Here is a 26,099-nt window from a genome sequence, read left to right as displayed (position 1 = left end):
GGGCGAGGCGCCTACGATCGGCGAGTGAGCGACCACGAAGGCAGCGACCTCGAAGGGCAGGACGAGCTGGAGTACCCCGGTGCCCTTGACGTCGCGTCGTGGCGGCGTGAGGTGCATGCCCTGTATGCCGCGGTGCGGGCCGAGCCGGACCCGGCCACCTCCCACGCGCTCTGGGTCGAGCGACGGTCCGAGCTCTTCCTCGACCACCCTGCCTCGCCCCGGCGCGAGGGCCAGCAGCTGCGGCACGCGGCGTACGACGCGGCCTACCGGTTCGTCGTCGAGGTGCAGGCGGTGGGGGAGGACGACGCAGACGCCCAGCAGCCATGGGAGTTCCGGTCCGCGACCGACGGGGTGGTCCCGTTCACCGGCGCCGGTCGGGTCACCCTCGACGGACTCGGCACGCTCGACGTGTGGTGGCTCAACTCCTACGGCGGCGGCATCTTCCTGCCGGTGCGCGACGGCTCGGCGGGCACCGAGACCTACGGTGCCGGTCGCTACCTGCTCGACACGGTCAAGGGCACCGACCTGGGTCGCGACGACGACGGCCGGTGGGTGGTCGACCTCAACTTCGCGTACAACCCGTCGTGCGTCTACGACTACCGCTGGGTCTGCCCCCTGGCGCCTGCGGCCAACCGGATCGAGCCCAGCACTCCGGTCGGCGAGCTCCTTCCGGAGGGCTACTAGGCCACCGTGTTCACGCTCATCGGCGCTGACGGAAAGCCTTGCGAGAGTGAGGTGCCCGGGACGCTGGGTGGCAACCGCCGGGGCAAGCTCTACGGACGCCTCGACTGCCCGTCCGCGCTGCGCGCCATCCGCCAGGGCGGCTACGTCCAGCACCGGGTCTTCTTCGCGGACGCGGCGACCGCCGTCGCCGCGGGCTACCGCCCCTGCGGCACCTGCCTGCGGACCGAGTACGCCGCGTGGAAGGCCCAGGCCGTCGCCGACGCACCGGCGAGCCGCTGACGCACCGGCGAGCCGCTGAGGCACAGGCGAGCAGCCAGGACGACGAGGTCTCCCGGGGGTTCTAGAGTCGACGTGTGAACCACCTGCTGCGCGAGGTGCTCCCGGCCCTGGGCCTCGACGAGGGGTATGCGGCGGCGCACCTCGAGCTCGCGCCCGGCGGCGCCCTTCCTTCCGAACTCCCGGTGAACACCCTCGCCTGCGGAGCGGTCGCTGCCGCCGGGCTGGCCGGCGCCGCGCTGCGGGGTGCGCAGCGGGTGCGGGTCGACCCTCGTCAGGTGTCAGTGTCCTTCCGGAACGACCAGGTGCAGACCATCGACGGCGCGCGCGAGCCCGGATTCGCAGCGCTGTCAGGCTTTTTCGAGGCGAGCGATGGCTGGGTCCGCACGCACGCCAACTATCCCCACCACCGGGTGCGACTGCTGCGGGCCCTCGGGCTGCCCGACGGCGCCACCCGCCACGACGCCAGCTCGGCGATCGCCGACCGGCCGGCGCAGGCTCTCGAGGACGTCGTCACCGCCGACCACGGCATCGCCGTCCGGGTCCGGACGATCACCGAGTGGATGGCGTCCGAACAGGCCCACGCGATCGCGCGCCACGACGTCCTGGCGGTGCGTTCGGTCGCCACGACGGACCCGATGCCCACGCCGGTCCGGCCTCGCGTCCTCGACCTCACGCGCGTCCTCGCCGGCCCCGTGGCGACGAGGGCGCTGGCCCAAATGGGGTGCGACGTGCTGCGGGTCGACAGCCCCCACCTCCCCGAGCTGGACGTGCTGCACCTCGACACCGACTCGGGCAAGCGCTCGACCCTCGTGGACCTCCAGGACGAGCATGCCCGCCACCGCCTCCACGACCTGCTGGCGGCGGCCGACGTCCTGGTCACCGGCTACCGGCCCGGGGCGCTGGCAGCCTTCGGCCTCGACCCCGAGCACCTCGCCGAGCAGCACCCCCACCTCGTCTGCGCCAGCCTGAGTGCGTGGACGCCGAGCGGGCCGTGGGGCGGGCGCCGCGGCTTCGACAGCATCGTGCAGGCGGCCACCGGCATCGCCGTGCTCGAGTCCCGCGACGGACGGACGCCGGGCGCGCTCCCCGCCCAGGCGCTCGACCACGCGACCGGCTACCTCCTCGCGGGGGGCGTGCTGTCAGCGCTGCGCCGCCGCGCCGAGGAGGGCGGCACCTGGCGGGTGGAGGCGCACCTGGCGCGCACCGCCCACTGGCTGCTGCAGACCGACGCCCTCGACGGGGGAGTCGAGCCAGTCGACGACCTGGGCCCGTGGACGGTCGGGTCCGACACGGCATACGGGCACGTCGTGCAGGCTCGTCCGGCGTTCACGCTCGACGACGCCCCGCGGGAGTTCGCGTGGGTGGGGCGCCGCTACGGCGCCGACGAGGCCGCGTGGGAGCCCGGACCCCGCTAGGGGGTGGGGATGGTCCGCGGGTCGAACCCGAACGGCAGCTCGAGCCGGTGCGCCGACATCAGGGCGTCGTCGGTCAGCACCTCCCGCGTCGCGCCGTCCGCGACCACGACCCCGTCGGACAGGACCACCGAGCGGGGGCAGAGCTCGTAGGCGTAGGGGAGGTCGTGGGTGACCATGAGGACGGTCACGTCCAGGGACCGGATGATGTCGGCCAGCTCCCGTCGCGACGCGGGGTCGAGGTTCGACGAGGGCTCGTCGAGCACCAGGATCTCGGGCTCCATCGCGAGCACGGTGGCCACCGCGACCCGTCGACGCTGACCGAACGACAGGTGGTGCGGTGGTCGGTCGATGAAGTCGAGCATCCCGACCTGGTCGAGGGCGGCGACCACCCGGGCCTCGAGCGCCGCGCCACGGAGGCCGAGGTTGGCCGGCCCGAACTCCACGTCGGCCCGCACGGACGGCATGAAGAGCTGGTCGTCAGGATCCTGGAAGACCACGCCCACCCGCCGGCGCACCTCCATGAGGTTGGGCTCGGTCACCGGCAGGCCGGACACCGAGACCGACCCGGCACCGGCCGTGAGGATGCCGTTGAGGTGGAGCACCAGGGTGGTCTTGCCCGCGCCGTTGGGTCCGAGGAGGGCGACACGTTCCCCTTGGTGCACATGGAGATTCACGCCGAACAGCGCTTGGTGTCCGTCGGGATAGGCGTAGGCCAGCCCGCGCACGTCGAGCACCGGCGTGGTCACCGGGTCGCCACCACGAGCAGGGTCGCCAGGGCCGCGGCGGGGAGTATGCCGGCCACGCGCCACTGCGCGGGTGTCGCCGTCACCGGGTGGGTCACCGGCAACGACCCGGTGTAGCCGCGGGAGAGCATGGCCAGGTGGACCCGCTCGCCACGCTCGTAGGAGCGGATGAACAGGGCGCCGGCAGTGGACGCGAGCACCGGCCACGCGCGCACCGACCGGGCTTGGAAGCCACGCGACTCGCGGGCGACCTTCATCCGTGACACCTCGCCGGTCACGACCTCGAGGTAGCGGACCATGAAGCCCATGATCTGCACGAGCTGGCCGGGCAGCCGGAGCCGCTCCAGACCGGCGACCACGTGGCGCGGCTCGGTGGTGGTCGCCAGCACCAGCGACGCCATCACCCCCAGCGTGCCCTTGGCCAGCAGGGCGAAGGCGCCGATCAGCCCGTGCTCGGACAGCCGCAGCGGACCCACGGTGAGGCGGGGGCCAGTGGCGACGAACGGCATCAGCAGCGCGAACAGCACGAAGGGCACCTCGACCACCATCCGCTTGGCGAAGTAGCCGAACGGCACCCGGGACGCACGCTGGGCGACGAGCACGAGGAGGAGGTAGACGGCATACGCGGCGAAGGCGGTGCGCGGGGTGAGGACGACGGTCAGGACGAAACCCACCAGGGCGAGGAGCTTGAGGTGCGCCGGCAGGTGGTGGACGGGGGAGTGCCCGTGGAAATGAAGGTGGTGGCCGTGTCCCGCGCCCATGTCAGTCGCCGTCCCGCTCGGGGTGGCCGCCGACCGTGTCGACGCCGGCCTCCGCGTGCCCGGTGCCGTCGTCGCGTCGACGCACGGCCAGGAAGAGCCCGCCGGCGATCACGAAGACGAGCGCGCCACCGACGATGCCGGCCACGCCGCCGGACACCCGGGCGTTGTCGATGCCACGCGTCGCGTAGCCCGCGAACGGGGAGTCGTCGCTGGCGTGGGGCGCGGCCGAGCCGGCGAAACCCTTGTCCTTGGCGACGAACTCGAGCCCGTCGGGGTGGCTGGAGGCGTAGTAGGAGACCACCCCCGCGAGGAAGAGGCACACCAGGATGCCGACCGCCATGAGGCGTCGGGTCGAGACGCGAGGTCGGGGAGCGGTCACGCGGGCACCCCTTCGCGGATGGTCAGGGTGCGGTGCTGGAGGTTCGGCCGGGCTCCGTGGACGAGGTCGGGTCGCACGGCGACGATGCTCAGGACGGCCAGGGCGCTGATGATCGCCTCGCCGATGCCGATGATGGCGTGCACCCCGACCATGGCCGTGGCGACGGTCGCGAACGGCACGTCCACCGTGCCGCCCACGTCGAAGAGGACGGAGAACGCCAAGGCGGCCGTGGGCACGGAGACCAGCGCTGCGACGGCTGCGGCGGGCACCACCCACAGGGGGCGCTGGGGCAGCACCCGGCGCAGGGCGATGAACACCAGCCAGCCGGTCCACACCCCGACCAGCCCCATCAGGGTGATGTTGGTGCCGAGCGCGGTGATCCCGCCGTCAGCCATCAGGGTCGCCTGGACCAGCAGGACCACGGTGATCGACAGGGTCGCCGTGCACGGTCCGACCAGGACCGCAGCGAGGGCGCCCCCGAGCAGGTGGCCCGACGTGCCTGCGGCGATCGGGAAGTTGAGCAGCTGCGTGCAGAAGATGAACAGCGCGACCAGTCCGGCGAGCGGTGCGGTGCGGTCGTCGAGCTCGCGACGGGCTCCACGCAGGGCCAGCGCCACCCCACCGGCGGCCACGACTGCGGTGCCGATCGACGTCGGTGCGTCGAGGAATCCGTCGGGGACGTGCACGGGTCGCTCCTTCGGGTGGATGGTGCCGCCTGGTCGAGGCTGCCGCCTGGTTGACGGTGCCCTGTCCCTGAGGTGTTCGTAGCCGGGCTGGGATAGGTTGGGAACCGCTGGTGACAGCCACGTTATTGCAACTGACTCGCAATAACATCATCGTGCAACAACACCGTCCGGACGACGAGGAGCAGACAGCAGTGGCCGAGCGACTGACCACAGGTGACATCGCCCCCGACTTCACCCTGCCCGACGACCAGGGCGGCGAGGTCTCGCTGTCCGACCTGCGTGGCCGCAAGGTGATCGTCTACTTCTACCCGGCTGCAATGACGCCGGGGTGCACCACGCAGGCGTGCGACTTCAGCGACAACATCAACACGCTGCGCGGTGAGGGCTACGAGGTGCTGGGGATCTCCCCCGACAAGCCAGAGAAGCTCGCGAAGTTCCGGGAGAAGGACGGCCTGACCATCCGGCTGCTCTCCGACGCCGACAAGGCCGTCATGAACGCCTACGGCGCGTTCGGCGAGAAGAAGCTCTACGGCAAGACCGTCGAGGGCGTCCTGCGCAGCACGGTCGTGGTCGACGAGGACGGCAAGGTCTCCAACGCCTGGTACAACGTCAAGGCCACCGGCCACGTCGCCAAGCTGCGCCGCGACCTGGGGCTGGCCTGACGACCGGCTCAGCCCCGTCTCCCCGCCTGACCCAGACTCCGCCCCACCCACCGAGGAGCGCCGCATGAGCGACAACCAGAACGGCAAGGCCTCGTCCGAGGCGAGCCGGTCGGTCGACCAGATCGAGGCCGACATCGCCGCCGCGCGCGAGCGGCTCGCTGGCACGGTCGACGAGCTGCACACCCGCACCGCGCCGCACGAGATCGCCCGACGTCAGGTGGAGTCGGCCAAGGCGAAGTTCACCGAGGCCACCCGCACCGAGTCCGGTGACCTGCGCACCGAGCGCATCGCCGCGCTGGCCGCGGCAGCGGTCGCCCTCATCGGCCTGAGCGCGATCCGCCGCCGACGCGGCTGAGCCACCAAGGCCCCGACACTGCTGGACCACGACGCACGGAGGTATGCCGCGGGGCCGGGCCGCGCGGCATACCTCGGTCGCCGGGGTGACCGCTCAGGCGACGACGGGCAGGCCCGCCTCGCGCCAGGCACGGAACCCGCCCACGATATCCGTGCTGCGGTGGATCCCCAAGCGCAGTAAGGCATCCGCAGCCAGCGACGAGGTGAACCCCTCCTGGCACAGCACGAGGATGCGCGCGTCGAAGGATGCCACGTCGAGTCGCGCGTCGTGCCGCGGGTCGAACCGCCACTCGAGCACGTTCCGCTCGACGACGAGGACGCCGAGGTGGGGAGCCACCTCGCCCTCGACGAGGCGCTGGGCGGCCGGACGGATGTCGACCAGGATGGCCCGTCCGTAGAGCACCTCCTGGTAGGCGGCGCGCACACTCACCCGGTCCAGCCGGCTGCGGGCGTCACCCAGCTGGTCGTCGATGCCGGCGTAGGTGGGCGCGTCCCAGCCGCGTCCGGCCGGCGGCGCGCTGGTCGCGGTCGGGTCGCTGAACAGCCGGGTCTCCCAGTGGACGGAGGGCGCGACCGTGGTGGTCGGTGCGACGGTGGCGGTCACCACTGGTCTCCTGCCCGCTCGATCGCGGTCTGCTTGAGCCGCCCGTCGAGCAGGGCGTAGCGGGTCATCCCGCGCAGCGATGGGGAGTAGACGTGGACGGACAGGGCCGGCCGGTCGCCGAGGTTGGCGACGTTGTGGACGTGGTGCGGGCCGAAGGTGCGGCCCTCACCCTCCCAGAGGTAGCGGTCGTGGGCGGTGCCCCCGGACCAGGACTGCTCGGCGAGCTCGCCCTTGACGGTGAGGAAGGCGCCCTCCGACTGGAGGTGGTCGTGCCACCCGGTGCTCGCGCCCACGGGCCAGCTGATCAGCCAGATCTCGAGGTGGTCGGTCGCGTCGAGGCGCTGCCAGCTGCGCTCGGTGGCCTCGGGGTCGACCAGGCGGTCGAGGTCGGGGTCGGTGGCGAAGAGCCGCGCGGTGCGCAGCAGCTGGCTACGGGTGAAGCGGTTGACGCCGGGGGTCCCGGCGGTGGTGATGGCGGTCATGGAACTGCTCCTGTTCAGTGGACTGGGTGTCGGAATGTGCGGCGTGGCAACACATTCGGGGACACACAGAGCCCTGGGTCAGGTGCAGGTCGAGGTGGATGCGGTGGTATGCCGCGTGGCTGGTGAGGGTGCTGCTCATGACTCGGTCTCCGATGGGGTGGGGCGCTCACTCAGATGGAGCGCCGGGCTGGTGCGGGCTGGTATTCAGGCGCAGCAGCAACACCGCATGACGCCGCAGCACATGGAATCCATGCGCATGGCGGTCACCGCGGTGGTCGAAGACATGTCACCAGTGGAGCACGAGTGGCCGGGGCTCGTCCACGACGTCGGGGGGATGTCTCGCAGACCGGACGAGACGGGGACGGAAGCGGGACGGGCGAACGGCTCAGTCGTCTTCGGGGGAGGGGAAGCGCGACTCCTGGCGGATCGAGGCGAAGGTCCGCTGCCCGATGACGAGCTGGCCGGCCACGTAGCCGAGGCCGCACAGGACACCCGCGCCCACGACGACGGCCGAGGCGGCGCCGGCCGCATCGGCCACCAGGGACCCGAGGGTCCCCGCGACGATCGCGTTGACCACGGTCAGGAAGACGCTCGTGCTGCCCGCGACATGGCTCAGTGTCGATCGGGGCCAGCCCATGAGATAGGTCTGCATCAGGCCCTTCTGGTCGTCGTGGGGAGAGGTGACGAAGTAGGGCGCGAGACCTGGGTCGAGGTCGAGGTAGGCCGCGCGGAGGCGGTTCATGCCGAGGACCGTCGAGGCGTCGTCCATGCTGGCGTTGACGACCCGGATCTGGGTCAAGGTGCCCATGACGAGCACCGCTGCGGCCAGGCCGATGGCCATCACCTGGAAGGCCGTGGTGAACCCGGACGCCTGGGCGAACAGGGCGAGCACCACGAGCGACGCCGAGGCCACGGTGAGGTGGATGGTGATCCGGCTCATCACCTCCGACCAGGTCATGCTGCGCGTGGCGAGCAGGCTCCAGTGCTCAGTGGCGAGGATCTGCGCACGGACCCCATCGGGGACTCCCTGCGGCGGGGGTGCTTCCGATGGCGACACGGTCATGCTGGGCCTCCTGCCGACGACTCGTCTGGCCAGTGTGCTCCGCCCGGTGCCCGCTCGTCAGCCAGTCGTGACCGACGGTCAGAGGAAGATGTTCCAGCCCTTGCCGATGACGCCGCGGTAGCTGAACCCGGCCCGGTTGTTGCCGCGGTAGAGGCGCAGGTCGCCCTTGGCGTCGACGGTGAGGAGGTCGGGACCGCCACCGTCGAAGTCGGTGATGAACGCCGCCCGCACCGAGCCCCAGCCGCTGCCGATCCGCTTGCCGGCTGCGGCGAACCCGCCCTTGCCGTTGCCCGCGTAGAGCCAGAGCGTGCCGTCGGACTTGATCGCCATCAGGTCGTTGCGCCCGTCGCCGGTCTGGTCGCCCGCGCCGAACACCTGCGTGAACGCCTGCCAGCCGCCGCCGATCCGGACGCCCGGGTAGAAGCCGCCCGTCTGCCACCGGTGCGGGTAGTAGTAGAGGTCGCCGCCGTCGGTGATGCCCATGACGTCCGGGTAGCCGTCGGTGCCGAAGTCGCCGGCCGTGAACACCTTGGCGTACTTGTCCCAGCCGGAGCCCATCGGCGCCCCGGGCGAGAGCGTCCCGTTTCGCGTCGAGGCGTAGCGTAGGAGGGTGCCGCCGTAGCTGACCGCCCACACGTCGGGGAACAGACCGCCCTCGCGGGGACCCTGTCGCGGGAAGACCAGTCGGTTGACCTGCCAGCCGGCACCGATGACCTTGCCGGTGGAGGCGAAACCGCCGCGCCCGTTGCCGCGGTAGAAGAGCAGCTTGCCGTCGTGGTTGACGGCCAGGATGTCGCTCTTGCTGTCACCGTCGAAGTCCCCGGGCGAGAGGATGCGCAGCCCGAAGGCGCGCGGCATACCCAAGACCGATCTCCCTGCACCCGTGCCGACGGCGTTCTTCGCACGGACCGTGAAGGTGTAGCGAGTCTTGTTGGTCAACCCGGTGATGGTCGCCGACCGGGCCGTGCCGCTCGTCGTGACCACCTTGCCCGAGGGGCTGACGGTCACGGTCCAGCCGGTGATCGGAGCGCCGTTGTCACCGGCGTCGTCCCACTGGACCCTGGCCGAGGCCGGGCCCGGGGTCACAGCAGCCCACGTCGTAGCGGTCGGAGCCTTTGCGAGGCGGATCTCGCGGAGCGAGAAGTCGAAGCTGTGGGTAGTCGAGCCGCCGGGGAGGTCGAGGAGGCCGCCATGGTGATAGGTCGCCGAGCGCCCCTTCGCGTCCGTGATGCGGAGGGAGGAGAGCTCGTAGTCCGCGATGCTCTTCATCGGGGCCGGGTTGGCTGGACCGGTGAGCGTCCCCGACAACGGCGCGCCGGTGTTGGTCAGGGTGAAGGCGTCGCCGGACGACGAGGCGAAGGTGGCCGTGATGCTGTTGAGCGGGCCGCTGGCGTCGGTCGTGGTGTACGGCAGGGAGACCGTTCCCCCGAAGGTGGCCAGCGGCGTCGGGAGACCCAGGCCGGTCAGGACCGGGGGTTCGAAGTCGGCCGGGGAGCCCGAGACGGTGAAGGACAGGGCGGTCAGGTCGACGCTGTGGGTGCCCCAGAACCCATCGCGGAGCGTCCTACCGTCGGAGTAGAAGCTCGAGGTGTTGCCGAACTGGTCGACCACGGCCACCGACGTCACCGCATACAGGCCGTTGGCCCAGGTGTCAGGCACGGTGGTGGTGACGACCCCCGACGTCGGCAGGTCGGCGTCGACCGGCTTGGCAGCCTGGACGGAGGTCGAGAAGTTGGCGGTCTTGTTCTGGTAGTACACGGTCACGGCGCGCAGGAGGTGCTGCTCGGTCATCCCGTAGCCGACGGCCACCTGATCGCCCACCGTGAGCGTCGAGTCGGTGATGGAGGCGGAGGTCAACAGGGCTGACGTCTGGTCGGGGACCGAGCCGGTCAGGGTGAGGTCCCCGGCGGAGAGGGTCAACGGATGGGTCGCCGGGCCGGTGGCGCCCGCGGAGTAGCTGACTGAGCCGTTGCGGAAGGCGATGGAAGTGTTGCCCGCGGGGTCCTTGAGCCGCACGAGGGTGAGGGAGTAGATCCCGTTCGCGGAGCCGTCCGGCAGGCTGACGTGGACGGTGCCCGAGGTCGGCACCGCACCGGTCGCGTGGGCCGTGTAGGCGACTGTGCCGCGTTGGAACTGGAACTCGACCGACGAGAGGGTCCCCGCCGCCTCCGTCGCCGCGTAGGTGACCGTGACGTCCTGTCCGGGCACGACGGCGCGGGGTGCGACCGAGAAGGAGGTCAGCACGGGAGCCTCGGCGTCGGCGGCCTGGGCCGACGGCGCGGAGAGCGCGAGCACCCCCACCAGCATGGCGAACGCAGTGGCGCCGCTCAGGACATGGCGCCAGGACGGCAGAAAGCTCACGGTGGTCCCCCCAGAGATGGTCGTGTGGCGGCACGAGTGTACGGCCCGATGCCCTTCCCTGAGGGCTACTTCACGCACCGACTGGCCAGGTGATCGACGGGCGGCGGACTGATTGAGGAGGACGGATCCGGGTAAGGGCGTGCTGGTGGCGTCCGCTGGCGCGGGCCCGGTGAAGGAGGTTCCGATGACTGCTGATGAGATGGCGATGCTCGACTTCGAGCGGGAGTGGTGGCGCCACGCCGGCACCAAGGAGGCAGAGGTCCAGCAGCGCTGGGGCCTGAGCGCCGCCGAGTACGGCGGCCGACTGATCGGGATCGCCCTGCGTCCCGAGGCGATGGAGTACGACCCGCTCACCGTGCGGCGGATCCGCAGGAGGCTCGTGCCCCAGCGCCGCACGGAGCTCGTCGAACGCTGACCGGGCGCTTCGGCCTCGCGCCTTAGTTGCCTCGGTCGGCCCGGTCGGCTCGGTCGAGTCGGTCGGGTCGGGCAGCCCCCGCCGGCTCTTCGCGTGCCGTGGCACCCCCGAGCTTCCGGGGCCAGGCGCTGAACCGACCAAGGAGGGCGAGCAGTGCCGGCACCATGACTCCCCGCACGACCAGTGCGTCGATGAGGACGCCCAGGCCCATGACGAACGCGAGCTCGCGGAACTGCCGCAGCGGGACGATGGCGAGCATGGCGAAGCTCGCCGCGAGGGTGACCCCTGCTGCGGTGATCGCTCCCGATGTCTCGGGCACTCGCTCGGCGATGGCCTCCCGCATCGTGGTGTGCTTCGCCCGGGTCCAGATGTGGCCGACGCCGTAGATGTTGTAGTCGGACCCGAGCGAGAGGAGCAGCACCGACGCGGCGAAGGGCACGTAGAAGGCGACCCCGTCATGGCCCAGCCGGTCCTGGAAGACGAGCGTGAGGCAGCCGAGCGATGCGGCGAGGGCCAGCACGCTGCAGCCGAGCAGCAGCACCGGCGCCACGATCGCACGCAGGAACACCATCAGCAGGACGAGGTTCACGAGCAGCACCGCGACCGCGATGCGGCGCAGGTCGGCGTTGGTGGCGGCGACGAGCTCGCTGGCCACTGCGGTGTCGCCGGCGAAGCCATAGCGGACCTCGTCCAGCCCGGCCCGCTGCAGCAGGTCGGGCATGGCTGCAGTCACCCGGTTGAGGTCACGGATCGCGGTGGGCCCCAACGGATCGTGGTCGAGGACCACGATGAGGCGAGCCGCGTCGCCGCTCTTGGTCACCAGCGACCCACGCACCACCTCGTCGGGCAGTGCGTCAGGGCTCAGCACGCCGGCGACCCCCTCCTGCTCTGACAGCTCGTGGCCGAGGCGGGTGAGCTTGTCCCGGTCGCCGCCGACGTTGCTCCCCTGGAGCAGCAGCTCGGTCGGCGCGACGATGCCCGGTGCGAACCCGGATGCGGCCGCTTGAGCCGCCCGATTCGGCGCACTGTCGGAGGGGAGGGACGCCGCGAAGGAGACGCCCAGGTGCAGCCGCCCCGCGTCCGTGGCCAGGGTCGCGAGCCCGACCACGCACGCTCCACCGAGGACCAGCGCCACCACCCGCACCGTCAGCACCCGGGCGGCGGCCCGCGCGACGGGCTGGTTCCGCTCCCGCTGGGGCCGGGTGGGCCAGAACAGCGCGCGACCGAAGATCGCCATCAGTGCGGGCAGCAAGGTCAGCGAGACGACCATCGAGGACAGCACGGACAGCGACAGCACCGGTCCGAACGCGCGGAAGAAGCCCGACTCCGCGACCACCATCGCGGCGCTGCCTGCCGCCACCGCGATCCCGGCGACCAGCACGATCCGACCGGTCTGCGCGGACGAGGCCCTGGCCGCCGCTACCTTGTCCAACCCGCTCTCGAGACCGGCGCGCATGCTGGACAGGTAGAAGATCGCGTAGTCCGTCACGATGCCGAGCACCAGCGCCAGCACCAAGGGTTTGAGCTCGTCGGGCGCACCGCCCTCCACGAACCCCCCGGCGTAGTTGGTGACCCGGACGGCCAGGAAGTACGACGCTGCCGCCGTCACCAGAGCCACGAGCGGGGCGACGATCGACCGGAACTTGAGGGCCACGATCCCGATGACTGCCACCAGCGTGACGCCCTCGAGCAGCAGCAGGTGGTCGTAGAGGATCGTGGACTGAGCGAGCTGCGCGGGGACCGTCCCCGTGACCCCGACGAAGTGGTCATCCGGCTGGTTCACCTTCTCCCGAGCGAACCTGTCCGCGGCACCGACCTCGTCGCCGAACGTGGTGCCCGGCTTGGTGAAGACGTAGCTCACGGCAGTGGTGTCCCGCTCCGACGACGAGGGGAAGACGCCCTGGGTGTTGCCGATCGGCACGACCGCCACGATCGGGCCGACGTCCCCTCCGGTGTGCTTGGCCACGGCCACGGCGCGCTCCACGGCCCGCTGCTGCGCTGCCTGCGACAGGCCGTTGGCGTCGCGTTGCACGAGCATGGTGCGCGACAGGACGGGAAAGCCGAACGCCTTGGCTGAGGTGGTCTCCGTGGCGATGGCCTTGCTGTTGGGCGGCGCGAAGCCACCGAGGTCGGCACTGGTGCTGGAGGCTGGGAGCCACACTGCCGCCGCGACCAGGAGGACCGCCCACCCCACCACGATGAACCAGCGGAACGTGACTACGAGCCACGCGAACAGCCGGGCGAAACCGCCGGCCTCGGACTTGCGCCACGACCTCATTGACCAGCCTCTCGTGTGATGGAGAAGGAATACCCCACTTCCCGGTCCGGCACACCTTGGCTGCACAGGGACGGGTCGCGTAGGCGGAGGGCGGTGAGTGCGACGGCCTGGGTCAGCTGCAGGTCAGGGTTGCGATCGGGCCGCGAGGCGGGCGCCGTCCCTGAAGAAGGCAGCCATCCCCGCCACGTCGGCCAGCTCGCCGACGAGCCGCGCGGCGCCGAACGGTGCGTTCCAGAAGTCACCGGTCAGCTGGTCGTGCGGGCCGACGTAGGCATACGGCCGGTCGAGGTAGCCGTCGCCCGGAGAGACTCCGTAGTTGACCCGGTCCACCGTGATGGCGAGGTCGAAGTGCTCCGGCCAGAGCGTCCGCTCCGCGTCAGGCCTGAACTCGCGCAGGGCGTCCTCGCCGAGTCGGAACGCCGTCTCGACCACCCGGACCGACTCGGGGTCCAGACGCACCGTCTCCGACGGTGGGACGTGCGGCCCGTACCGGGAAGAGCTCGGCCTCGGTGACGTGCCCATGGCCGTGGTCGGAGTCAGCGCCGGCGGCCACCTCGCCACCCTGCACGCTCTCCGCACGGAGACTGCGCCGCCCGTCACCTCAGCCGCGCTCTGGTACCCCGTCACAGACCTGCTGGCCATGCCCGACGACCGGCCGCGGTGGGGGGCGATGCCGACTGTGGGCCGGGCTCGCGGGAGGCGGTGCTCCTCGGCAGACCGGCGGCCGACCTCCCCGATCTGGCCCGGGAGGCGAGCCCGGTCAACCACGCCCACTCCGGTGCGCCGCCGTTCCTGCTGGGGCACGGTGACGCGGACCTGGCCGTACCGCATCGGCAGAGCGCCCGCCTGGCCGAGGCTCTGCTGGCTGCCGGGGTGGCGGCCGAGGTGGTCACCGTGCCCGGGGGAGGGGCCCATGTTCCCGACGCTGCCGACGCCAGAGGTCGAGGCCCTGGTGGACCGGACGACTGACTTCCTGCTGGCTCACGCGGGCTGACCCCAGGACCCCCTGCCGAGGCCTGGGTCACCGGGCCGCCTCGAGCTGCCGCTCCAGTGCGTCGAGGGTCTGGTAGCAGGCGAGGACGTCGGCGATCGAGGAGTTGGGCTGCCGGCCCTCGCGGATGGCCGCCACGAACTCGCGGTCCTGCAGCTCGATGCCGTCCATCGACACGGCCACCCGGGTCACGTCGATCGGCTCGTCCTTGCCCGTGCTGAGGTCGTCGTACCGCGCCAGGTAGGTACCGGTGTCGCCGATGTAGCGGAAGAACGTGCCGAGGGGGCCGTCGTTGTTGAACGACAGGGACAGCGTGCAGATCGCGCCACTCTCGGCCCGCAGCTGGATGGACAGGTCCATGGCGATGCCGAGCTCGGGGTGGATCGGGCCCTGGATCGCGTTGGCCTGCACGATGGGTGAGCCGGTCTGGTAGGCGAACAGGTCCACCGTGTGGGCGGCGTGGTGCCACAGGAGGTGGTCGGTCCACGACCGGGGCTGGCCGAGGGCGTTGAGGTTCTGACGGCGCAGGAAGTAGGTCTGCACATCCATCTGCTGGATGGTGAAGCTGCCCTCCACGACTCGTTGGTGCACCCACTGGTGGCTGGGGTTGAACCGGCGCGTGTGGCCGACCATCGCGACCAGCCCCGTCTCCCGCTGGAGCTCAGCGCACGCCAGCGCCCCCGCCAACGAGTCGGCGAGGGGGATCTCCACCTGGACGTGCTTGCCGGCCCGCAGCACGGCCTGGGTCTGGTCGGCGTGCATCGGGGTCGGGGTGGCCAGGATGACCGCGTCGACGTCGTCCATCGCGAGGATCTCGTCGAGGGTGGCCACGGCCCGGCTTACGCCGTGCTCGGCCGCGAAGGCCAGCCCCGACTCCAGCGAGCTGCTGACCACCGCGGCCACCTCCACGTCGGGGATGCGCTTCAACCCGTTGACGTGTTTGGCGCCGAAGGCGCCGCCCCCGGCGAGGGCCACTCGGATCGGCTGGTTGGTCATCTCGCTCCTGTTTGTGGGGTAGCCGGACCGTTGGCTGGGTCCTGGGCCGCGTGGTTGGCGAGGACGAGGTGCCCGACCGCGGTGTTGGACGCCGGCACGTGGTAGAAGCGGTGCAGCACCTCGGTGGTGCCGGCCCCGGGGCCACCATCGTCGGCGATGTCGGCCATCGCGCCGCGCGCGATCAGCCACATGACCAGCTCGATGCCCTCGGAGCCGGCTTCCTCGACGTAGTTGAGGTGGCCCACCTCTGCCTGCCCGGCGGGGTCCGAGATGAGCTGGTCGAGGAAGGCGTTGTCCCACTCCCGGTTGATCAGGCCGGCCCGCGGCCCCTGCAGCTGGTGGCTCATGCCGCCGGTGCCCCAGACCTGGACGCGAAGCGGCTGGTCATACGACTCGACTGCCCGGCGCAGGGCCCGACCGAGCGCGTAGCAGCGGGCACCGTGGGGGACGGGGTACTGCACGACATTCACGGCCAGGGGGATGACCTTGCACGGCCACGGGTCGTGGGGACTGCGCTCGCCGAACATCAGCGACAGCGGCACGGTCAGGCCGTGGTCGACGGCCATCTCGTTGACGAGGGTGAGATCGAAGTCGTCGAGGATGAGTGACTGGGCGAGGTGGGCCGCGAAGTCGGGGTCGCCCTCCACCGGGGGCACCGGGCGCGGTCCATACCCCTCGTCCGCCACCGGGAAGTGGGGTCCGGTCCCGATGACGAAGGTCGGGATGAGGTGCAGGTCGAAGGCCGTCGCGTGGTCGTTGTAGACGAGGATGACGACGTCGGGGGTGTTCTCGGCCATCCACTGACGCGACCACTCGTACCCGTCGAACACCGCCTTCCAGTACGGCTCCTCGGTCTTGCCGAGATCCATCGCCGCACCGATCGCCGGCACGTGCGAGGTGTAGACACTGGCCGTGATCGTCGGGTGCGCCTCGACCGCTGCGGGCTGCACGGCATAGCCCTTCTCGACGATCCGGGCGGCGAGCGCGTCGCGGATCCGGTTGCCCTCGATCGAGCGACCCCCGGCGAGCATCATGTCGCGGTACTCGGCCTCGGTCATGCCCGTCATGGACCCGGCCATCTGCTGGAAGGACAGCCCGAACGTCGCACCGATCTTGGACAGGAAGTAGATGTTGCCGCCCAGCCGGATGCACTCGTTGAGGTCGAGGTCGAGCACGGCCTGCTTCTGCTCGGGCGACAGCTCCCACTCGTCGAGGTAGGCACTCTGGTCGGCGATGAAGCGGCTGCGGTTCTCCGGCGACATCAGCGACATGCAGAACTGGTTCAGGTGGTAGCCCCTGGCCGACTGGTCGGCATCGAAGATCGTCGTGCCGGGCACGTCGAGGTACGGCTTGTCCATCGTCATGGGGTTGATCCTTCCTCAGGCCAGTAGAGGCGCATCGGGTTGTCGACCAGCAGAGCTTGCTGCAGCTCGGGTGTGGGCGCGATGTGGGGTATGCCGTCGACGAGGAGGCCGTCATCAGGCATGTGGTCGGTGAGGTTCGGGTGCGGCCAGTCGGTGCCCCACAGCACCCGGTCGGGGAACTCCTCGACGACGCGGCGGGCGAACGGCACGACGTCTCGGTATGCCGCGTGCTCGCCGTCGAGGGCCAGTGGCCCGGTGCGCGACAGGCGTTCGGGGCAGGTCACCTTGCACCACACGTCGGGCTTGGTCCGCATGAGGTCGAGGAAGCCGGTGAAGCCAGGTCCGCCCGGCGACGCGGACACGTCGGGCCGGCCCATGTGGTCGACGACGAGGGGCAGGGGGATCGCGGTGAAGAAGTCGCGCAGCTCGGGCAGGTCCGGAGCCTCGAAGTAGATGACGACGTGCCAGCCGAACGGGGTGATCCGGGCGACGACGTCCTGCAGGTCTGCAGGGGAGGGCGTGTCGACGAGCCGCTTGACGAAGTTGAACCGCACGCCGCGGACGCCGGCCTCGTGCAGGTCGGCCAGCTCGACCTCGGAGATGCCGGGACGAACCGTCGCCACCCCGCGTGCCCGGCCGCCGGAGGCCCGCAAGGCGTCGACCATGGCGCGGTTGTCGGCGCCGTGGCAGGTCGCCTGGACGATGACGTTGCGGCTGAAGCCGAGGTGGTCGCGCAGCGCGAAGAGCTGGTCCTTGGAGGCGTCGCAGGGGGTGTACTTGCGTTCCGGCGCGAAGGGGAACTCCGCGCCCGGGCCGAAGACGTGGCAGTGTGCGTCGACTGCGCCGTCGGGGAGCACGAAGCCGGGCTTCGTCGGGCCGGCGTACCAGTCCAGCCAGCCGGGCGTCTTGGTGATGGTCTCGGTCATCCGTCAGTCCTCGTAGCGCAGGCCGAGACGGGCGAGCGGCTCACGCATGTCGTAGAGGTCGAGTCCCAGTGTGCCGCTGCGGAACTTGGCCCGCTTGCCCTCCTCGTTCGCCTCCCGCTTGGCCGCCTCCGCTGCCACGGCGGGCGCGCTCGCGGCGGGCACGACGACCACCCCGTCGACGTCGGCCACGATGACGTCACCGGGGTGGACGAGGGCATTCGCGCACACGACCGGGATGTTGACCGAGCCCAGCGTTGCCTTGATCGTGCCCTTGGCGTTGATGGCTCGGCTGAAGACGGGGAAGTCCATCTTCTCCAGGTCTGCCACGTCCCGGACTCCGCCGTCGATGACCAGACCGGCGCACCCCCGACTGCGGAGCGAGGTGGCCAGCAGCTCGCCGAAGAACCCGTCCTCACTCTCCGTCGTGCACCCCGCCACGAGGACGTCGCCCTCCCGGACCTGCTCGGCGGCGACGTGGAGCATCCAGTTGTCGCCCGGCTGGAGCAGGACCGTCACGGCCGGCCCGCAGAGCTTCGCGCCTTGGTAGACGGGCCGGATGTAGGGCCGCATCAGGCCGACCCGGCCCATGGCCTCGTGGACGGTGGCCACGCCGTAGGCCGAGAGGGCCCGGACAGCGTCAGCGTCAGCCCGCTCGACCCTGGTGTGCACGACACCCAGCTCTGTCCCGCTCACGGCGTCTCCTCCTCGGTGCTCATGTCAGCGTCCCTGCTCGCGCAGCCGCGCGTCGAGGCGGGGGTAGACCCGACGCGCGTTCGCGGCATACACGTCCTGGCGCTGGTCATCGGTCAGGTGCGGTGTGGCGTCGACGTAGCGCTTGGTGTCGTCGAAGTACGCACCGGTGCGCGGGTCGACGTCACGGACGGCTCCGATCATCTCGCTGGCGAAGAGGATGGCGCTGCTGGGGATCACGTTCGTCAGCAGGTCGACCCCCGGCTGGTGGTAGACGCAGGTGTCGAAGAAGACGTTGGCGAGCAACGCTTCCGGGTCCGGCCGCTTGAGTGCCATCGCGAGTCCGCGGAACCGGCCCCAGTGGTAGGGGACTGCCCCGCCGCCGTGCGGGATGACCAGGCGCAGCGTGGGGAAGTCGGCAAAGAGGTCGCCCTGGAGGAGCTGCATGAACGCCGTCGTGTCGGCGTTGAGGTAGTGCGCCCCCGTCGTGTGGAAGGCGTCGTTGCAGGAGGTGCTGACGTGCACCATGGCCGGCACGTCGAGCTCGACCAACGCCTCGTAGACCGGGTACCAGGACCGGTCGGTGAGGGGCGGGCTGTTCCAGTGGCCACCCGACGGGTCGGGGTTGAGGTTGACCGTGACGGCGCCGAGCTCCTCGACCGCACGCCGCAGCTCGGGCACCGAGGTGGCGGGATCGACCCCCGGCGACTGAGGCAGCATGGCTCCCATGACGAAGCGGTCCGGGTAGAGGGTGCTGACCCGGTGGCAGAGGTCGTTGCAGATCCGGGCCCAGGTCGAGGAGACGTCGAAGTCGCCGATGTGGTGGGCCATGAAGCTGGCGCGCGGCGAGAAGATCGTCACGTCGATGCCACGCTCGTCCATCAGCCGCAGCTGGTTGGCCTCGATGCTTGCCCGGATCTCGTCGTCGGTGATCTGCAGTGCCGCCGGGTCGGGCGCGCTGGCCGGGTCGCCGATCGCGGCGACCTGGGCGTTGCGCCAGGCCTCGAGCGGCGCCGGCGCCGTCGTGTAGTGCCCGTGGCAGTCGATGATCACCGGTCCAGCCTCGCACCCGTGGACCGGTCGTCGAGCGGGCCTTCCGCCTGACGGAAGGGCTCTGTGGAGGACTGTGGTGGCCGCCTAGCGTGGACACCGTGGTTGCGCTGCGAGGGGTTTCGTCGATGGCAACGCGTGGCGTGCTGACTGCGCTGACAGCCGAGGACGACCTCGGACTGGGTCACCTCACTGTGGAGTCGGGAGGCGGCATCGAGGTGGCGCAGCGACTCAGGGCGGGTGAGGTGGCCGACGTCGTGGTGCTGGCGGGTGACGCGATCGAGGCGCTGGCCCACGACGGCGTCGTCGACGGTCAGACGGCCCGGCCCTTGTTCGTGTCCGATGTCGTGGTCGGGGTCCCCGCGGGCGCTCCTGTACCGGACATCAGCAGCATCGAGGCCCTGACTGCTGCCCTGCTCGCCTCGCGACGAATCGGCTACTCCAGTGGGCCGAGTGGCTCGGCCCTGCTTGCCCTCGTCGGGGCTTGGGGCCTCGGCGAAGACCTCGCGGACAGGTGGGTGCAGGCACCTCCGGGTATGCCGGTCGCCCGGCTGCTCGCCGACGGCGCAGCGGATCTCGGCTTCCAGCAGCGCAGCGAGCTCGCCGCCGCCCCGGGCGTGACCGTCATCGGCCCGATGCCACCCGGTGCAGAGATCGTCACGATCTTCACGGGCGCGGTCGCGACGTCTTCGGACCACCCGGCTGAGGCACTGGCTGCCCTGACCCTGCTCGCTCACGCAGCGGCTCACGACGTGATCAGGCGTCACGCCCTCGCGCCTGCCGGTGATCCCGTCGACTGACGTCGAGCGTCACGCGTCACTGCCGTTACGAGTCGTTGGGCCACCCCGCGTACTGCTCGGCGAGGTAGGTCCGGCCGGCGCGCGTGGAGACGACGTTGTCCAGCTCGCCCAGCTGTCGGCGCAGGTCGAACGCGCTCGCGCCGGGCGCGGTGTGCAACATCTGGGTCATCCAGTAGGAGAAGTTCTGCGCCCGCCAGACCCGGCTGAGGGCTCGCGGCTCGTAGCCGTCGAGGGCGTCGAGCCCTGCCGAGCCGAGGGCGCGCGGGAGCACCTCGGCGAGGACTTTGACGTCGTGGAGAGCCAGGTTGAGACCACGGGCGCCGGTCGGTGGAACGGTGTGCGCCGCGTCCCCGGCCAGCACCATGGAACCCCACCGCATTGGTTGCTGCACAAAGGATCTGAAGCGCAGCACGGTCTTCTCGATGACCGGCCCCTCGACGAGGGAGAAGCCGTCGTCGCCGGCCACGCGCAGCTGCAGCGTCTCCCAGATCCGGTCGTCGCTCCACGCCGCGGTGTCCTCGTCGGGGTCGCACTGGAAGTACATGCGCTGCACGGCGTCGGTGCGTTGGCTGATCAGCGCGAAGCCGTGCTCTGAGTGGGCATACACGAGCTCCGGGGCGCTCTTCGGCGCGGCAGCCAGGATGCCGAACCAGGCGAACGGGTACTCCCGGAAGTACTGGGTGCGGCGTGCTTCGGGGATGAGCGACCGACACATCGAGCGTGAGCCGTCTGCACCGACGACGACCTTGGCGCGCACCTCGTGGCGCACGCCGTCGGCACTCGTGAACCGCAACGTCGGTCGATCTCCCTCGACCCCGCTCACCTCGGGATCGGTCACGCCGAAGTGGACCGTCCCCCCGTCGCGGTCCCGCGCGTTGGCCAGGTCGATGAAGACATCGGTCTGCGGATACAGCCACACGGACCCGCCGACGAGGTCGCGGAAGTCGATGCGGTGTCCCCGACCGGCGAAGCGCAGCTCGGTCCCGCCGTGCTCGTGCCCGTCCCGCAGGATGCGGTCCGAGACGCCCGTGTCGACGAGGTCCCGAGCGGCGCCGGCCTCGAGGATGCCGGCGCGGTGAGTGGCTTCGATCTCCGACCGCGTGCGCAGGTCGATGTTCACGCAGTCGATGCCCGACCTGCCCAGCCGGTGCGCGAGCATCAGCCCCGCCGGACCCGCGCCGACGATGGCGACGGGCACGTCGACGACGATGTCGACGGGGGATGCTGGGGCAGGTGCCACCCGGGTCTCCTCGGGTCGGTGGTGTGGTGGGGTTCAGCATCGCCGGTATTCCAAGGCCTCCACAGCCACCTTCCGCCAGGTGGAAGGACTATCGAGGCGCGGTGTCCGCCACGTCGACGCCCGACGGGGGGCCCGCCCGTCGGCCCAGCTCGACCGAGATGGCAGCAGCCGCGGCGACCACGGGCTGCCGCAGGTGGCGCACCGCAGCCGCGGTCTTGCCCAGCACGACGATGCCGATGGCGGCATGGACCGGACCTGCCGCGCCGATCCGCACCGGGGCGGCGAGTCCCACGGTGTGGTCGGACAGCTGGCGGTCGTTGACGGCATACCCGTGTCGTCGGACGGAGGCGAGCATGGCGCGGAGCCGTCGTTGGTCCGTGACCGTGAACTCGGTGTGCCGCGGCAACGGCTGGGACAGGACGGCGTCCCGGATGTCCGTCGGGGCGAAGGCGAGCAGCACCATGCCCACGCCGGTCGACGGCAACGGGAATCGGGTGCCCACCATCGTCTTCAGCTCGACGGACCGGTGGCCCGCGATGCGCTCGACGAAGGTGAGCTCAGTGCCCTCCCGCACGGCGAGCTGGATGTTCTCGTGGGTCACCTCGTAGAGGTCCTGGAGATAAGGGAGAGCCACCTCCCGCAGGATCTGGCCGCGAGGGCAGAGCGAGCCCACTTCCCAGAGGCGCAGGCCGATGTGCCACCGCCCTTCGTCATCGCGCTCCAGAGCTCCCCAGTCTCCGAGCTCGGCGACGATCCGGTGTGCGGTGCTGAGCGGAAGCCCGGTGCGCCGGGCGATCTGGGAGAGGGTCTGGTGGTCATGGTCGCGCCCGAAGGTGGACAGGACCGCCAAGGCCTTGCCGGCCGCACTCACGCCTTCACTCGCCATGGCCTGATCCTGTCACTCTCGTCGGCCGCCGAGTCGAGGTTCCGCCGGACGAAGCGATGGGGTGGAGGGTCTCAGGTGAGGTAGGGATCGGCCCAGGCGCTGATGATCCGGGCCGCACGCTTGGCCTGGTCCCGACCCGTCAGGAGGTGGTCGGCGCCCTCGAGCGAGACGAAGTTGCGGGGGTGCCGTGCGGCCCGGAAGATCTCGCTGGCGTTCGCGATGCCGACCGTGTTGTCGGTGGGGGAGTGCATGACCATCAGGGCGCGCCGAAGCGTGCGGATCTGCTCGCGCAGGTCAGCCGCGCGCACGTCCTCGATGAAGTGCCGACGCAGGACCAGCGCCTTGCCACCAATGAGGAATGGGGCCTCGCCCTCGGCGATGATGCGCTCCACGAGGGCGTCGTAGTTGTGCTCCACGTGTCCTGGTTGGTACGGCGCGCAGATGCTCGCCACGGCTCGCACCGAGTCGAGCTCGTGAGCGGCCGCGATGACGGCTGCTCCGCCGAAGGAATGGCCCACCAGGAGCCGCACGGTCCGACCGGAGTCGTTCATGAAGCGGACCGCCTGAGCTGTGTCGGCGACCTTGTGCGAGAAGGAGCCGTCGCCCCAGTCGCCGTCGGAGTCACCCAGTCCCAGGTTGTCGAACCGCAGCATCCCCACGCCTTCGTGGGCCAGCTGCTTGCAGATCCGACTGGCCGCGGGGCTGTTCTTGCCGAGGGTGAAGCCGTGCGAGAACACCCCCCAGCCCCGGACGGCGCCTTGGGGGTGGTCGATCACACCGGCCAGCCGCGGCCCGCTGGTGCTCGGAAACCACACAGGTTCGGCCATGGCGCCCATCCTCCCAAAGCTGGAGGGATCTCGGCTCGTCGATCTCAGGAGCCGGCACGACGAGGAACCCGATGCTTCGCCGACAGTGCGCCATCAGGGACTCGAGCCCCGAACCCGCTGGTTATCCAGATGGGGTTCGCGTCGTTGGCCATCCGATAGCGACGCGTGGTCGTTTGGTCGGCGGGTCCTCTGGTGTCAGAAGGCCACGCGCAACAGTCGTTGTGCGCGCTCAAGCTCGGACCCCAGCAGGTCGAGCAGTGCGACGTCAGCTGGTCTTCCGCCGGTTTCGACCTGACGGGCCAGGTCGGCGACCCTGACGGCACCGATGTTCGCTGCGGATCCTTTGAGTTCGTGGGCGGCGCTTCGCAGGCCGTTCGTGTCGGTCGTGTCGAGGGCCCGGCGCATCGTCGCAAGCAGGCCCGGGGAAGCGGTGGTGAAGGCATCGACCAGCGCGGGGAGGAGCCCGGGCCCGGCCGTTGCGCCGAGCGCGCGGAGGGCCGCGAGGCGCTCCGGGTCCAAGGCCGACGTGTCACTGTCGAGCGAGGCGGCCGGCTCCGGGTCGGGTTGGATTGCCTGGCCAGGGGCGGGCCGCGCCCAGCGGCTGAGAACGTCCTCCAGCGTGCTCAGGTCGACGGGTTTGGGAATGTAGGCGTCCATCCCGGCCGCCAGGCAACGTTCGTGATCCGCGGCCATCACTCCGGCCGTCATGGCGATGATCGGCACCCGTTCACCACCGGCCTCCCGCCGCCGGATTTCCTGGGTCGCGGCGTACCCGTCCATCACGGGCATGTGGCAGTCCATCAACACGGCTGCGTAGTGGGTGGCCGCGACGGCGTCGAGGGCCTGCGCACCGTCCTCCGCGATGTCGACGTCGTAACCCAGATGCGAGACCAGCCCCTCGGCGACCAGTTGGTTCACGGTGTTGTCCTCGACCACGAGTACCCGTCCCAAGACAGTCTCCGCGCGCGGGGCGTCGGTCTGCTCCGCCCGTCGAGACGCCTTGACCGGCGCATCTCCCACCAGTCTGAGGAGCCGGTCGAAGAGCTCGCCGCTGCGCACAGGCTTGCGCAACGCGTCCCGGACCCCGGCGCGGCGCAGCGCGGTTCGGTCGACCTCGATCGTCGACGACAGCATGAACAGCGCGGTGCCGCTCAACGTCTCGTCGGCGCAGATGAGGCCGGCCAGCTCGAGGCCGTCGACGGACGGCATGCACATGTCGAGCACCGCGATCGCATAGGGATCGCCAGCAGCGAGAGCGGCCCGCATCAGGCCGACGACGGCGTGCGGATGCTCCACCACGTCGGGTCGCGTTCCCCAGTCCTTGAGCTGCGCCTCCAGGACCAGCCGGTTGGTGGCATTGTCGTCGACGACCAAGACGCGCAGTCCCCGTAGCTGGTCGCGGCCAGGCACCGAGGGCGGATCGGTCGCCGACACGGGGAGCGGCACTTCGAACCAGAACGTGCTGCCGACGCCTTCCTCACTGTCTACTCCGATGGTGCCGCCCATCGCCTCGGTCAAGCTGCGCGAGATGGCCAACCCGAGACCGCTGCCGCCGTACCTGCGCGTGGTGGAGGCGTCGGCCTGGGTGAACGAGTCGAACATGGCGTGCTGGGCGTCGTCTGGAATGCCGATGCCCGTGTCCGCCACCTGAAAGCGCACCAGGCCCGGGTTCGTCTCGCTCATCCGGGCCGTGATCACGACCTCACCCTTGTCGGTGAACTTGACGGCGTTCGCGGCCAGGTTCAGCAGGATCTGACGCAGTCGGCCCTCGTCACCGACCAGCCGCGACGGGACCTCAGGGGCGCAGTAGGCGATGAGCTCCAGCTCCTGGCGCGAGGATATCGGCGCCACCAGGGTCGCGACGGACTCGACCAGCGCTCGGGGGTCGAGGTCGACGAGCTCGAAGTCGACCATGCCCGCTTCGAGTCTGGAGAAGTCGAGAATGTCGTTGATGACCCGAAGGAGGGTCTGCCCGGCATTCTGGAGGCTGTGGACGTACTGGGCCTGGGTTTGGTCCAGGCCCGTGTGCAGGAGTAGCTCGGTGAGTCCGATGACCCCGTTCATGGGAGTGCGGATCTCGTGGCTCATCGTCGCCAGGAACTCCGATTTCAGGCGCGAGGCCTCCATGGCCTCCTTGCGCGCCACCTCGAGCTCGACGGTGCGGCTTTGCACTCGCTGTTCGAGCTCCGAGCGGTTGGCGCTGAGCTCCTCGGCGAGCATGTTGATTCCGAAGACCACAGCGTCGAGGTCGTCGTCCGCCGCGCTGCGTGCCCCACGGGCGTCCAGGTCGCCAGCGGCGAGGCGGGTGAGGAGCTCGATGATGTTGTCGATGCCCGTCTGACGCGCCCCGGTCATGCCTGCACTTGCAGCCACGCGACTGCGTCGGCCTCGGAGGTGAACATCTTCACCGGGATCGCGCCTCGCTTCAGGCCCATGAAGAAGTTGGCCAGCATTCGCGTCGACGCGGAGGCGGCGATGAGCGCGACGGCCCGGTAGTTGGGATTGCGGTCCATGAAGAACTCCCGGGCGGGCCGGTCGATCGAGGCGACCTGACGGAGGTCGACCAGCGAGAGCACCTTGCCCCGTCCTAGTGCCTTGATCTCGGCATCCACAGCGCGAGCCTCCTCAATGCCGCACACCGCACCCGGGAGCCAGTCGGTTCGTGCGACAGCGCTTTCCTCGTCCCACGTGACGGCGTAGCACTTGTCCTCGGCATCCATCCCCACACCTCCGCAACCGCACCTCACGACTTACGGCCAATGTAGTCCAGTACCTCCCGTAAAGGGCAGAACGGCATCGGCCAAGGCAATTGGCCCCCCAGTGGTGATGTCCGACATTTCGGTGTACTGCCTCATGTTCGCGACAGGCGGCCGATCGGTGGGCGGCCTCCGCTCCCGCGACTGCTCGCCGACAGCCGAGATGGGCCCTCCGATGGCGGGCCCTGAGGCCATCGCCTCGAGGCAACCGTAGTTGCCGCAAGGACAGGAACCAGCGAGCTCGAGGCGATCGGCTTCCTGCAGATCTCCCTCGCAGCCAACGAAAAGCGCGCCCGTCGTCGCGACCTACGGCGCGACCGACTCGTCGGCACCGATCGTCGTGCTGCTTCACGGACGGGGATCGAGCGAGCGAGTGATCCTGAAGTGGCAAAGGTGAGAGGGGCCGA

The 26,099-nt window shown here is 70.5% G+C and carries 28 protein-coding genes; 8 read left to right on the top strand and 20 right to left on the bottom strand.

Annotation, left to right across the window (positions count from 1 at the left end; translation table 11 throughout):
* Positions 1-24: 24 nt before the first annotated feature.
* The 3 genes from ACXJKD_RS00140 (at position 25) to ACXJKD_RS00130 (ending at position 2,378) form a co-directional block, all read left to right on the top strand.
* Positions 25-684 (top strand): DUF1684 domain-containing protein, encoded by a 660-nt coding sequence (locus ACXJKD_RS00140; RefSeq protein WP_457252306.1) that lies wholly within the window; start codon positions 25-27, stop codon positions 682-684.
* A gap of 51 nt (positions 685-735) precedes the next feature.
* On the top strand, positions 736-963 hold the full coding sequence (locus tag ACXJKD_RS00135) for an Ada metal-binding domain-containing protein (RefSeq protein ID WP_457252305.1): 228 nt from the start codon (positions 736-738) through the stop codon (positions 961-963).
* Positions 964-1,037: 74 nt separating this feature from the next.
* Entirely contained in the window at positions 1,038-2,378 is a 1,341-nt protein-coding gene (locus ACXJKD_RS00130; protein WP_457252304.1) for a CoA transferase, read from the top strand.
* On the opposite strand, the gene ACXJKD_RS00125 is transcribed toward ACXJKD_RS00130, so the two are convergent.
* From ACXJKD_RS00125 to ACXJKD_RS00110, 4 genes are read right to left on the bottom strand one after another with little or no spacing between them, the layout of a single operon-like run.
* A complete protein-coding gene (locus tag ACXJKD_RS00125) occupies positions 2,375-3,124 on the bottom strand; it encodes an energy-coupling factor ABC transporter ATP-binding protein (RefSeq protein WP_457252303.1) in 750 nt (249 codons plus the stop codon). The two genes, ACXJKD_RS00130 and ACXJKD_RS00125, sit on opposite strands and share 4 nt — an antisense overlap.
* Positions 3,121-3,882 carry a cobalt ECF transporter T component CbiQ gene (gene cbiQ / locus ACXJKD_RS00120; protein ID WP_457252302.1) on the bottom strand — a complete coding sequence of 254 codons (762 nt, stop codon included), beginning with the start codon at positions 3,880-3,882 and terminating at the stop codon, positions 3,121-3,123. Before cbiQ ends, ACXJKD_RS00125 begins: the two co-directional genes overlap by 4 nt.
* A gap of 1 nt (position 3,883) precedes the next feature.
* On the bottom strand, positions 3,884-4,261 hold the full coding sequence (locus ACXJKD_RS00115) for a PDGLE domain-containing protein (RefSeq protein WP_457252301.1): 378 nt from the start codon (positions 4,259-4,261) through the stop codon (positions 3,884-3,886).
* Positions 4,258-4,947 carry an energy-coupling factor ABC transporter permease gene (locus ACXJKD_RS00110; RefSeq protein WP_457252300.1) on the bottom strand — a complete coding sequence of 230 codons (690 nt, stop codon included), beginning with the start codon at positions 4,945-4,947 and terminating at the stop codon, positions 4,258-4,260. The genes ACXJKD_RS00115 and ACXJKD_RS00110 overlap by 4 nt, the downstream gene beginning before the upstream one ends.
* 191 nt (positions 4,948-5,138) lie before the next feature.
* On the opposite strand from ACXJKD_RS00110, the gene bcp reads away from it, so the two are divergent.
* Together bcp and ACXJKD_RS00100 are read left to right on the top strand one after the other, a co-directional pair.
* Positions 5,139-5,609, top strand: a complete 471-nt coding sequence (bcp, locus tag ACXJKD_RS00105) for a thioredoxin-dependent thiol peroxidase (protein ID WP_457252812.1) — start codon at positions 5,139-5,141, stop codon at positions 5,607-5,609.
* A gap of 64 nt (positions 5,610-5,673) precedes the next feature.
* The gene (locus ACXJKD_RS00100; RefSeq protein WP_457252299.1) at positions 5,674-5,964 is read left to right on the top strand and encodes a DUF3618 domain-containing protein; all 291 of its coding nucleotides are present in this window, start codon (positions 5,674-5,676) and stop codon (positions 5,962-5,964) included.
* 93 nt (positions 5,965-6,057) lie between these two features.
* Here the strand turns inward: ACXJKD_RS00100 and ACXJKD_RS00095 are convergent, their stop codons facing one another.
* The 4 genes from ACXJKD_RS00095 to ACXJKD_RS00080 all read right to left on the bottom strand — a co-directional run bounded on the left by ACXJKD_RS00095 (position 6,058) and on the right by ACXJKD_RS00080 (position 10,473).
* Complete coding sequence (locus ACXJKD_RS00095) at positions 6,058-6,567, bottom strand: rhodanese-like domain-containing protein (protein WP_457252298.1); 510 nt, start codon at positions 6,565-6,567, stop codon at positions 6,058-6,060.
* Entirely contained in the window at positions 6,564-7,049 is a 486-nt protein-coding gene (locus ACXJKD_RS00090; protein ID WP_457252297.1) for a cysteine dioxygenase, read from the bottom strand. Before ACXJKD_RS00090 ends, ACXJKD_RS00095 begins: the two co-directional genes overlap by 4 nt.
* A 385-nt stretch (positions 7,050-7,434) precedes the next feature.
* Positions 7,435-8,112: a hypothetical protein gene (locus tag ACXJKD_RS00085; protein WP_457252296.1), complete on the bottom strand. Its 678-nt coding sequence runs from the start codon at positions 8,110-8,112 to the stop codon at positions 7,435-7,437.
* Positions 8,113-8,190: 78 nt separating this feature from the next.
* Entirely contained in the window at positions 8,191-10,473 is a 2,283-nt protein-coding gene (locus ACXJKD_RS00080; RefSeq protein WP_457252295.1) for a fibronectin type III domain-containing protein, read from the bottom strand.
* Between the two features lie 184 nt (positions 10,474-10,657).
* Between ACXJKD_RS00080 and ACXJKD_RS00075 the strand changes: the two genes are divergently transcribed.
* Positions 10,658-10,888 carry a DUF3263 domain-containing protein gene (locus ACXJKD_RS00075; protein WP_457252294.1) on the top strand — a complete coding sequence of 77 codons (231 nt, stop codon included), beginning with the start codon at positions 10,658-10,660 and terminating at the stop codon, positions 10,886-10,888.
* A 22-nt stretch (positions 10,889-10,910) separates the two neighbouring features.
* On the opposite strand, the gene ACXJKD_RS00070 is transcribed toward ACXJKD_RS00075, so the two are convergent.
* Positions 10,911-13,166: an MMPL family transporter gene (locus ACXJKD_RS00070; RefSeq protein ID WP_457252293.1), complete on the bottom strand. Its 2,256-nt coding sequence runs from the start codon at positions 13,164-13,166 to the stop codon at positions 10,911-10,913.
* Positions 13,167-13,289: 123 nt separating this feature from the next.
* Positions 13,290-13,625 carry a hypothetical protein gene (locus ACXJKD_RS00065; RefSeq protein ID WP_457252292.1) on the bottom strand — a complete coding sequence of 112 codons (336 nt, stop codon included), beginning with the start codon at positions 13,623-13,625 and terminating at the stop codon, positions 13,290-13,292.
* A gap of 201 nt (positions 13,626-13,826) precedes the next feature.
* On the opposite strand from ACXJKD_RS00065, the gene ACXJKD_RS00060 reads away from it, so the two are divergent.
* Complete coding sequence (locus ACXJKD_RS00060) at positions 13,827-14,135, top strand: prolyl oligopeptidase family serine peptidase (protein WP_457252291.1); 309 nt, start codon at positions 13,827-13,829, stop codon at positions 14,133-14,135.
* Between the two features lie 52 nt (positions 14,136-14,187).
* On the opposite strand, the gene ACXJKD_RS00055 is transcribed toward ACXJKD_RS00060, so the two are convergent.
* From ACXJKD_RS00055 to ACXJKD_RS00035, 5 genes are read right to left on the bottom strand one after another with little or no spacing between them, the layout of a single operon-like run.
* Positions 14,188-15,153: a Gfo/Idh/MocA family oxidoreductase gene (locus tag ACXJKD_RS00055; protein ID WP_457252290.1), complete on the bottom strand. Its 966-nt coding sequence runs from the start codon at positions 15,151-15,153 to the stop codon at positions 14,188-14,190.
* Positions 15,150-16,517 carry a protocatechuate 4,5-dioxygenase subunit alpha gene (ligA, locus tag ACXJKD_RS00050; RefSeq protein ID WP_457252289.1) on the bottom strand — a complete coding sequence of 456 codons (1,368 nt, stop codon included), beginning with the start codon at positions 16,515-16,517 and terminating at the stop codon, positions 15,150-15,152. Before ligA ends, ACXJKD_RS00055 begins: the two co-directional genes overlap by 4 nt.
* Positions 16,514-17,443 carry an amidohydrolase family protein gene (locus ACXJKD_RS00045; RefSeq protein ID WP_457252288.1) on the bottom strand — a complete coding sequence of 310 codons (930 nt, stop codon included), beginning with the start codon at positions 17,441-17,443 and terminating at the stop codon, positions 16,514-16,516. The genes ligA and ACXJKD_RS00045 overlap by 4 nt, the downstream gene beginning before the upstream one ends.
* 3 nt (positions 17,444-17,446) lie before the next feature.
* A complete protein-coding gene (ligK, locus tag ACXJKD_RS00040) occupies positions 17,447-18,136 on the bottom strand; it encodes a 4-carboxy-4-hydroxy-2-oxoadipate aldolase/oxaloacetate decarboxylase (RefSeq protein ID WP_457252287.1) in 690 nt (229 codons plus the stop codon).
* A gap of 24 nt (positions 18,137-18,160) precedes the next feature.
* Positions 18,161-19,186: an amidohydrolase family protein gene (locus ACXJKD_RS00035; protein WP_457252286.1), complete on the bottom strand. Its 1,026-nt coding sequence runs from the start codon at positions 19,184-19,186 to the stop codon at positions 18,161-18,163.
* A gap of 125 nt (positions 19,187-19,311) precedes the next feature.
* Between ACXJKD_RS00035 and ACXJKD_RS00030 the strand changes: the two genes are divergently transcribed.
* Positions 19,312-19,983: a substrate-binding domain-containing protein gene (locus ACXJKD_RS00030; protein ID WP_457252285.1), complete on the top strand. Its 672-nt coding sequence runs from the start codon at positions 19,312-19,314 to the stop codon at positions 19,981-19,983.
* Positions 19,984-20,008: 25 nt separating this feature from the next.
* Here the strand turns inward: ACXJKD_RS00030 and ACXJKD_RS00025 are convergent, their stop codons facing one another.
* The 5 genes from ACXJKD_RS00025 to ACXJKD_RS00005 all read right to left on the bottom strand — a co-directional run bounded on the left by ACXJKD_RS00025 (position 20,009) and on the right by ACXJKD_RS00005 (position 25,656).
* A complete protein-coding gene (locus tag ACXJKD_RS00025; RefSeq protein ID WP_457252284.1) occupies positions 20,009-21,223 on the bottom strand; it encodes a 4-hydroxybenzoate 3-monooxygenase in 1,215 nt (404 codons plus the stop codon).
* Positions 21,224-21,311: 88 nt separating this feature from the next.
* Entirely contained in the window at positions 21,312-22,109 is a 798-nt protein-coding gene (locus tag ACXJKD_RS00020; protein ID WP_457252283.1) for an IclR family transcriptional regulator, read from the bottom strand.
* A gap of 71 nt (positions 22,110-22,180) precedes the next feature.
* On the bottom strand, positions 22,181-22,936 hold the full coding sequence (locus ACXJKD_RS00015) for an alpha/beta hydrolase family protein (RefSeq protein ID WP_457252282.1): 756 nt from the start codon (positions 22,934-22,936) through the stop codon (positions 22,181-22,183).
* A gap of 195 nt (positions 22,937-23,131) precedes the next feature.
* The gene (locus ACXJKD_RS00010) at positions 23,132-25,156 is read right to left on the bottom strand and encodes a response regulator (RefSeq protein ID WP_457252281.1); all 2,025 of its coding nucleotides are present in this window, start codon (positions 25,154-25,156) and stop codon (positions 23,132-23,134) included.
* A 131-nt stretch (positions 25,157-25,287) separates the two neighbouring features.
* Positions 25,288-25,656, bottom strand: coding sequence for a DUF7793 family protein (locus ACXJKD_RS00005; RefSeq protein WP_457252280.1), 369 nt, complete (start codon positions 25,654-25,656; stop codon positions 25,288-25,290).
* Positions 25,657-26,099 lie beyond the last annotated feature (443 nt).

The sequence above is a fragment of the Pedococcus sp. P5_B7 genome (genome assembly GCF_054049895.1).
The sequence above is the reverse complement of the archived record's forward strand: the minus strand, read 5'-3'. Positions and strand labels throughout refer to the sequence as shown.